Origin of the sequence: Clostridium sp. HV4-5-A1G (assembly GCF_900184915.1) — a bacterium.
Taxonomy (GTDB): domain Bacteria; phylum Bacillota; class Clostridia; order Clostridiales; family Clostridiaceae; genus Clostridium_B; species Clostridium_B aromativorans.
The window spans coordinates 1-9933 of record NZ_FXYI02000133.1 but is presented as its reverse complement, the minus strand read 5'-3'; the positions used below and the strand labels follow the sequence as shown (position 1 = coordinate 9933).

Here is a 9933-nt window from a genome sequence, read left to right as displayed (position 1 = left end):
AAGAGAGCTACAGATGATCCGTATTTTGAAAATATCAAGAAAGTTACCAAAAACAGCTGTTATGAAGCTGTGGTAACGGGAGTAGAGTCTTTTGGAATATTTTTTGAGCTGAAACATTTAAAACATGTGAGCGCACTTTGTCCATATCCACACTGGGAGGGTTTCAATCCTGAACCTGGTGATACATGTGTTATAAAGATAAAAAGAATTTCCCAATCCGAAGAGCTTAAAATGCGAAAAATAGATGCCAATCTTGTGAGGCTTATAAGAAGGGCAAGGTAATTTTGTAGGGTGGTTAAATTTAACTGCCCTACAAATATATATGGGAGTGGTGATAGATGGCGCTTTATAAAATAAATACTCTAGATAGATTGCTAAGGTTTATGAGTGATATGGTAGATGACAATCATGAAAATGTCAAAAATTTAAGTTCATTAAAACAGATGGCAGGTTTTGGCGATCCTAACAGTAAAGATATTTTAAAGAATATAATTGTAAATTATATAAACAAATCGGTTGATGTCCAAAATATAAATTTCCTGATAGAACAGTACCATGTAAATTATTTTGAAAAAATATATACAGGAGAAAATAAAAATTTTGACATGATAATAAACAGTTTATGTATTCAAAGGGATGACAAACTCAACATAAAGATCAATCTTCTGGCACAGATAATATTCCAGGAGCTGTATGGACTTTCGGTGATAGATCCTTATAGTTATAATGATGTAGATGGCCTGAATGAAATAAACCTGAATACCAAAGATTTTGTGAACTTTCAGATAAAAGGAAGGAAAGAAAGGGTAAAAAAACTGTATTTTAAAGATGAAATCTCCTATGAAGATACTATAAGAAGAAGTGTATCATTTTCTAAATTGGATAATTTCCATCCTCTTGACTTCAATAATCCGGAAGTCAAATGCGAAAGAATCTGCGGTGCCAGGGTGACGGCAGTAATGCCGCCGTACAGCAGATATTATTCATTAAACTTGAGGTATACTGGAGCCACTTTCTTTTCAAAAGAGTTTTTCATATCTTCAAGAACTTCAAACCAATACATGGAAGAATTCATGGATCTCATAATGAAAGGCAGACCCAATATTTTTGTACTTGGCGGACAGGGTACAGGTAAGACAACATATCTTCTAAGGCTCATATCTTCTATCCCAGAAAATGTATCAATTCTTACAATAGAATCTACATTAGAGCTTAACATACTCAAATATTTCCCGGACAAGGATGTCAAAAACTTAAGATTCTTTAAGCTGAAATCTCCGGAGGACTGTTTTAAGACAGGACTTAGGATGAACCGTGATGTAATCATAGATGGTGAGGTACTGACTCCCGAAGAAGCCTATATAACTCTGGAGGCAATGACAAGGCAGAATAGGGGAAGTATGGGGAGTTTCCACACTTCCTCAAACCAGGACTTCATATATGACTACAAGAATATGCTTTTACGCGGAGGAATATACAAGACTGAAGAATCTGCGTTATATGATATAGCCAGAGCGGTTAATATTCTTATATTTATAGCAATAAACAGGCAGACAGGCAAAAGATATATAAAGGAAGTATCGGAAATGATATTTAAACCTGAAGATTATCACAGGCCGTATGAATTGAGCACACTTCTTAAGTATGACAGGGGAAAGGATGAGTTGATTCCAGTAAATCGAATATCCGAAGCTTTTCTTGACAGAGCTATGGACTATGAATTTACAGAAAATGATCGAAACAAATTATATGATCTGTATCAGAAAATAAGAATCTAAAAAATAACCAAATTTCAAGATGGATTTTAAGTGAGATTATAAATAAATTTTTAGGCATGCTTTTTACTATATAATTATTGTAAAAATATGTAGAAAGGTGTGATTCTTTGCTTAGAAAAAGTATGTTGGCTATGACCATAATGTTAAGTCTAAGTATGTCTTTTCAAGTTTGTGCAAGCCCTTCAAGTCTTTCCTCCGGCATATCTTCAGATACAAACACCCAAGAGTATAAAAATTGGAACGACAATGTGGAAAAACAGATAGAAATTATGGATAACCAAATAGAAGGGAATATTGCTGCTTTGGAAAAATACAATCAAACTCTTAAAAATCTAAACGATGGCATTTCAAAGAATGCAAAGGAGCTGTCCTCTATAAACAAAAGCATAAAAGACACCAGTGATATTGCTCAAAAAAGAATCAGGGAAATGTACGTCACAGGTTTAAGACAAAACTACATTAATATCCTTTTGTCTTCTAAAAATTTCAATGATCTGATTTCAAAATCAATAATTATAAAAACACTAATGGATTTTGATGACCATAATATAAAAAAGCTTGAAAACGACAAAAAATCAAGGGAAAGCATTGTGAAAAAATTGAAACAGAATAAGGATAAAACTGAAAAATTGAAAAGTGATATTTTAAGGAAAATAGATATACTGAATAAACAAAAACAAAACCAGAAAAAGCTTTTGTCAGTTTTAAACAGCAGCGATCCATCAGAATGTGCTGATTTTGAGAATTCACTGTCAAGAGGAAGCTTTACTTCTACAAATGATGTGGTAAATTATGCACTGTCTTTTCTGGGCGTTCCTTATGTGTGGGGAGGTACAAGCCCCTCTGGCTTTGATTGTTCGGGGTTAGTTCAATATTGCTATGCACACTTCGGTATTAATTTGCCAAGAACATCTCAGGAGCAATTTAATGTAGGCACTCCTATTAATGAATCTCAGCTGGAACCAGGAGACTTAGTGTTCTTTGAAGGTACTCCTCCTGGCCATGTTGGTATGTATATAGGACAAGGATATTATATTCAAGCTCCAAAAACAGGAGATGTCGTGAAAGTATCTGCAATGAGTGGAAGAAGTGACTTTAGTGGTGCAAGAAGGATAGTACCTCCTTCTAAATCACCATCCAGCTCTGCATCAGGATCTAGTACGGATACTACTAATAGTACTGCAGTAAACAATACAAGTACTACTTATACACCAACAATAAATACTACAGAGACAGATTATACAGATGCCTATAACATAATAAGAAAATTTTATTTAAGCCCTGGTAATGTGTTTGGGTATATGAAGTATATGGAAATGTCGTTAGGTATAAAGCCGGAGGATTTCTTTGATGATAACGCTAAAGATAAATCAAAAGACGACAACAATTCTAAATCCGAAAATAGTTCCATAATTGATGGCGTTGGCGAGAAAACTGGAATTACCGAGGAGATTATAAAGAAAAAGATAGAAAAAAATTCTCATAAGATAGCAGATGAATTAAAGCCGGAATTTACAATATCTAAACAGACAACAACTGACATTATTACCTACCAGAAAGAAGTTAATATTTTAGGCGTTGATACTGGTAAAAAAATTACTGTAACCAAAGAAGAGAAAGGTTCCATTGCAGTGGTTACACATATAAGCAGCATATGGGGAGAAATAGATTTACAGTACAATCAAGTAACTTCAACTTATACTGATTCTGAAGGAACTCATGCTGTGACTAAACCTGTTTACTCAGGGTACAAGCTTCAAGGTGAGTTGTTTGCTAAGTTAAGATCAATAATAAAACATGATTTTCCACAAGAAAAAGATGTGGATGATGCAATTTACTTTATTATAGAATCTGGCTTTAATTTTGATAAGAAAGAGCAAAATGGAGGCTGGATAAATGGCAAATTGAGTGATTTGACATTGGATTCACTTTTAGGAGATTTAGGAGGGTCAAGTACTGGAATTTCAGCAGGTATGATTCCTACATTTTATCAATGGGACAGTAGATGGGGCAGTAATTCTTATGCAGGTTCTACTATGTCTGACTTAGGTTCAGCTCCTACATCCCTTGCAATGGTAGTAAGCGGTTTGGAAGGAAAACTTGGAGGATATGATAAAAATAGTGATGGTATTTTGGAGCCAAATGAGGCGGCAGATTATTTTAATGACATTGGAGTTCATAAAGATACTGACGTAAATGATAATTTTTTAAAGGCAGCATCATTCTTTGGACTTACGATGAAACACTATGATAGATCTGATTATATGAGTGTTGTAAATGAACTAAAGCAGGGACATCCTGTTATTGCAAATGTTCATGGAACTGACGGGATATCATATGGAAGTCTGGGATCAACTTTTACTCAAGGAAACCATTATATTGTACTTGTAGATATAGACGGCAGCAATAAAGTAACTGTCCATGATCCTTATAATAAAAACAATCAAAACAGTCGAACTTGGGATTTATCAAGTATAATAGCTGCAGAAAGCTCCGATTATTATGTGTTTAATAATCCAAACATAGTTTATCAAAGTGGTATCGCAACTGCATATACAGGTGATAATATTGGAGAAAATGGAGGAACAATAGCAGCCTGGAATGGTATGAACTTGGTAAATAAGAATTTGTCCAACCATCTCATAGCAGCAGATTCTTCTATACCTTTTGGAACACTTGTAATTGTAAAGGTACCTGATAGTAAAAGGTATTGGGTAATGTCAAATGGTCAGAAAGTAGATGCAAATGGAGCTTATGTAGTAGTAGATAGAGGCGGTGCAATAAAAGGTACCCATATAGATATTTATTTTGGAAGTGGTTCTTATTATAACACTGCAGGCGGGGGTGGAATTGCAAATGAATTTGGAACTGTAAGCATTAAGTTGAGAGTCACTAAGAGCAGAATTAGTTATAATGATACTTTGAATCATTAGTAAAGGGGGAAGAAGATGGATTTAACTAGAAGAAAAGTAATATTGATAAGTTCAGCTGTAATTGCTGTAATTTTTATAAGCTGTGCATTGATTTATAAAGTTAACTCAGGAAAACTTAATACTACAGGTAAATATGAATACTTAAAACAAGGACACAGCCTATCTGAAAAGAAGCGGTTTGATGAAAATATGGATTATGCAAAGAAATATAATGCACGTATAAAAAATATAGATAATCTAAGTACTCCAGCAAAAGGTTCAACCGCTTCTGATGTTCAAAAAGTATCTGAAGCTGAAAAGTCAAATCCTGCCGTATCCCTTTATTTCTTATTTAGCAAAAAGATATTAAACACAGATCAGTATATAAATACAGAAACTAAATTGAATAATGGTATTAAGGGATTAAGTGACATAGAAAACAGTAAAGATTTAAACGAGTATTTTAATGAAAAGAAGGATAATTTGAAAAAGACATATGGTATTTCAAAGTATAGCGAGCTTCTTAATCTTAAAAGTCGTTTTGTAAAGTTAAATGGAAGTACAGTTAGTGTTACTGTAGATAAAAATTCTGATAAAAAGGATAATGACAAAGTATCTTTTACCATATCTTTAAGTAATAATAAAAACTGCAGTATAAATCAAACTATTATATTAAGTTATTCGAGTGATATAGAAATGAATGTATCCTGGCAAATATAATTGAAGGCCTCATCTTAAAAAGGTGAGGTCTTTAAATTTACAGTAAATTATGACCCCAAGAATAGATAAGAAATCATCAAATTTACAAATAAAAATTTATTGTATTGTGTAATTAAGTAAAATAAAGGAGGTTTTTGATTTTTATGAATAAGAGGAAATTAAATGTATTTGATAAAAACAGATACGTAAAAAATGTATGCCTAGCAGCGACTCTTGCAGTTGGGCTAGTGGGAAGCGGTATGATGCCGCAAATTAGTAAAGGGGATGCAGGGTATAAGCTTGCTATTAGTAATGTTGCTATGGCTGCAAGTTCTAATGTTCAATGGATTAGCGGAAATGGGTTGCCTATATCAAATCCTTTGGATAGAGATGATAATATAGACACTAATTTGACTCAAAATAATGCACTATGGCATTGGAGCCAATCTCTCAGTATGGTAAATGGTTCTTTTTTATTTAATGGTGGTAGTTATATTATGTTACGAGGATATAGATCTAATAATACTAAACTTTACTGTGCATCTCAATCAGACCATTATATTTCTTTAGGTTACTTAACGAATTCAGGATATGTTTCAGGTGGTGCAACAATTGGTTGGCGTCCTGTTCTTGAAGTTTCAGATACAGATCCTCTAATATATGGTCATAAAGATGGTGATGTTGTTAAATTTGGTACTTTATACGTAAATAATACTAAAAGAAAAATTACTGATATAATTACCTATAATCCATATAATAGTTTTGGTAAAGGTGATTATGAAATAAGAGATACTGATAGCGATGATGCATATAAAGTTCAATGGGTTTTAGCGACAAGTCCCAAAACAGGTAAAAAGATTCTTATTGCGGATAGAAATCTAGTTGACTCAATTTGCAAAAGTGACTTAACTAGGCAACAATTAGATTCTGGCAAAAGTATTACTATAGATGGAATGTCCTATACAATTAGAATTTTAGATGGTGGTACCTATGATTCTTCTAAAAGAACTATGACAGATAATGAATGGGATGCAATTATCGGAATTGGAGAGGGAAGTTGGCAAGTAGACAATATCTACAACATTGATGATGCTACGAAATATGGTTCATGGTTTAAAGGCTTCTATGGCAAAGCAACAAATGCTAATAATCAATTTATGAATTTTAATTTAAGCGGCAATGATGGTACTTCAACTATGCATTCGGGAGGTATAATTCAAAATCAATCTTCAATTAAAGGTAAGTACTTCCTTGATAATGGTCAAATGGTTTTAATAGATAATTATGGTATGGTGCAGTATTATAAAGATTTCAATACAACCAATCCTGATACTTTAGCTGTAGATGGTGATGCCATTGACCATGTAGGAACTCTTATATTTGGAAATGGAACTATAAAAACAGTACTTTATATGAAAGATGGCTCCTTAAAATATGTAGATACAGACGAAAGTATCCATGATATGACTCTTAAACAAAATGATATTAAGGATATGTTTGCCTATAAATATGCCAATGGCCAGTCGCAGAAGATGTTACTTCAAAAGTCTGATGGTTCTCTAGTATATCTTGATGATTCAGGAAATGTTAAAACTTTTGGAATTAACATGAATAATGTTGCCTATATTATGGATGCCACGAATGTAAATAAAGATTTATTTGTTATGAAAGACGGAACTCTAAGGGATGATACCGGAATTATATTACCTCCATCCGGAGTAACTATAAATAAGATATGGTCCAACAGAATATTTGAAATGTCAGACGGCTTTTTATATACACTGCAGAATGGGACTTTTAAGAAAACTACCACTTTAGCTAAGATAGTAGATAAAGCTAAAAACCAAGCAGTACTTTTGAAAAACGGAAATTTTCAGACAGTCGATAACAATGGTAGCTTAAATAATCTAACTGCAGTAAACGGATCAAATGTTAAGTCTTTTGTACAGCTGGATGCTAATAATCAATATATCCTTATGAATGACGGTACAACCTATGGAATAGGACCCGATGTACAGGGAGATAAGTTAGAAAGTCACGGAATAGATATTACCCATGCAAAGGCAGTAATATCAAATGGGGCATCAAATGTATCAAAGCTTATAGTTATGGACACCGGTGATGTTTATGTAAATGAGCATAACGGTTGGATAGGCTGGGTAAAAAGCACTTATGTGAAATTAAATTCGGATGTAGTTACTAAGGCAGAAAATGATAATGGAATTTATACTGATGTTTCTAAGATTCCTACAAGTCAACTTATTTCAAAAGGACCAGCAGGGGATTCTGCAGTTGATAAAGTTATATCAGATGCAACTAAACCAGCCGATACTACTGCACCAGCAATTAGTGTAAGTGGAAACCCAATATCGTGGCAGAACACAGATGCTACTATAAATATAACGGCAGCAGATGAAACAGGGGGAAGTGGAGTTGCAAGTATAACTCTTCCAGATGGTACTGTAGTAAATGGAAATACTGCAAGTTTTAAGGCTACCCAAAATGGGACCTATACTATAAAAGCAGCAGATAAAGCAGGAAATGTAGCAACTCAGGTTGTAACAGTAAGTAAGATAGATAAGGTAGCTCCGACATTACCGACAATTGCAAATAACAATGGGACTATAACTATTACTCCTGGTACTGATTCAGAGAGTGGAACTAAAGAAGTAGATTATAGTGTAGATGGAAGTTCATATCAAAAATATATATCTCAAATTACTTTAGGTGCAGGTAAACATACAGTAAAAGCTAAGTCAGTAGATAATGCTGGAAATGAAAGCACTGAAGTTTCACAGGATATAACAGTAAAGGATAAAGCACTTGAAGATGCATCAAATGCTGTAGATAAAGCAGAAAACTCAAAAAATCAGGATGACCTCGATAATGCAAAGAAAATTGTTGATGCTCTTCCTAGTGGAGATGATAAAACAAAGCTTGAAAATGAAATCAGTGATATACAAAAAGAGATAGATAGCCAGAAAGCTATTAAAGATGCTACAGACGCAGTGAATATAGCAAAGAATACGTTGAACCAATCTGACCTTGATACTGCAAAAGGATTGGTTGATAAATTACCTGATGGTTCTGATAAAGACAATCTTAAAAATGAAATAAAAAATATTCAAGATTCTATAGATAAAATAAATGCAAATAATCAGGCACTTGACGAAGCAACAGCAGCAGTAACAACAGCGGAGAAAACAAAATTTAAAGCTGACTATGATGCAGCTAGAGATAAGGTAAATGAGTTAGAAGATAGAGCAGACAAAAAATCACTGCAAAGTAGGCTTGATACTGTTAAATCGTATGTGGATAAGCTTATAGCAGATGCAGGAACTAAGGTTACAAAGGCAGAGAATACAAAAACGGATGATGATATAAATTTGGCACAAGAGGCTATAAGTAATGTACCTGAAGGTTGGGATGTATCAGATCTTCAAAATAGGCTGAATAATGTAAAAAAGAATGCAGAAGATCAGTTGCTTATAAATGCTAAAACAGCTGTGGAAAAAGCAGAAAGTACCCTTGAACAAGAAGATGTAAATAGTGCAAGAAATCTTGTAAACAATCTTCCTTCAGGTCAGGATAAGACAAGCTTGAGCGGCAGGATTGCTGCTGTAGAGAAGTTAATAAATGAGTTTAATACTGCAGAATCACGTGTTGATAGTGCAGAAAAATTAGAAACACAATCAAGTGTAACTTCAGCAATGCAAGTTGTAAATACACTTCCTGATGGATCTAAAAAAGACAGCTTGAATAAGAGGCTTGATGTTGTAGAAAATGAAATAGAATTAAATAATGATATAAAGGGCATAGATGAAGAAATAACTGCACTAGATAGGGATATAAGTTATCGCATGAATTATAATGCAGCGATAGATATAGATGCATATGAGAATAAGATAAAAGATTTAAAAGGAAAAATAGATGATTTGCCTGACAGCGTAAGTGATACAAAGGGAAATTTTAATAAACGAATTGATACTATAGAAGATAAATTGGCACAGAAAAAAGCTGTGCAGGAGGCCATAGATAAAGTCATAGATGCTTTGAATAAAGCAAGCCAATCCCTTTCATATGAAGATATACAAGCAGCACAAGAAGCAATAGATAATTTACCACAAGGAATAGATAAAGCGAAGTATAATATTGAGCTTAGGGGAATAAAGCAAAAAGTGCAAGGAGTAGCTGCAGCTGAAATAAATGAAGCAAATGCAGCTGTAACCAAAGTTTCTAGAACAAAGTTGAAATCAGATTTTGATTTAGCTGCATCACTTGTAGAATCGCTTCCCCAAAGTAGTGCAAAAACAAATCTTGAGAAGGTTCTTAGCATTATTTCTAAATATGTAAAATAAAATAATATTAAAGAAGGTTATACATAATTAATGCGAATATAATATGTATAACCTTCTTTATATGTAATTAATGTAAAAATTATACATAAAATTTATATAAAAAATACGCCAAAAGGAGTATATGGAAAGTATAATACCTGTCTCTTATACAAATATCAGAGCCCAAGAGAACGTACTAGATCTCGT

At 33.4% G+C, this 9933-nt stretch carries 4 protein-coding genes and 1 pseudogene; all 5 read left to right on the top strand.

Translation table 11 applies throughout. The features are described from left to right. A pseudogene (locus tag J5G60_RS13245) lies at positions 1-282 on the top strand (S1 RNA-binding domain-containing protein); the annotation flags it as partial. Between the two features lie 56 nt (positions 283-338). Then, positions 339-1778: an ATPase, T2SS/T4P/T4SS family gene (locus tag J5G60_RS13240; protein ID WP_150358912.1), complete on the top strand. Its 1440-nt coding sequence runs from the start codon at positions 339-341 to the stop codon at positions 1776-1778. A 107-nt stretch (positions 1779-1885) separates the two neighbouring features. After that, on the top strand, positions 1886-4711 hold the full coding sequence (locus J5G60_RS13235) for an NlpC/P60 family protein (protein WP_207876553.1): 2826 nt from the start codon (positions 1886-1888) through the stop codon (positions 4709-4711). 15 nt (positions 4712-4726) lie between these two features. Further along, the gene (locus tag J5G60_RS13230) at positions 4727-5410 is read left to right on the top strand and encodes a hypothetical protein (protein WP_150358751.1); all 684 of its coding nucleotides are present in this window, start codon (positions 4727-4729) and stop codon (positions 5408-5410) included. A gap of 143 nt (positions 5411-5553) precedes the next feature. Continuing rightward, positions 5554-9747, top strand: coding sequence for an OmpL47-type beta-barrel domain-containing protein (locus J5G60_RS13225; protein ID WP_150358750.1), 4194 nt, complete (start codon positions 5554-5556; stop codon positions 9745-9747). Positions 9748-9933: the final 186 nt, after the last annotated feature.

Coding starts and splice junctions, on each gene's coding strand:
- J5G60_RS13240 (WP_150358912.1), top strand. CDS start 339: ATGGCGCTTTATAAAATAAATACTCTAGATAGATTGCTAAGGTTTATG.
- J5G60_RS13230 (WP_150358751.1), top strand. CDS start 4,727: ATGGATTTAACTAGAAGAAAAGTAATATTGATAAGTTCAGCTGTAATT.
- J5G60_RS13225 (WP_150358750.1), top strand. CDS start 5,554: ATGAATAAGAGGAAATTAAATGTATTTGATAAAAACAGATACGTAAAA.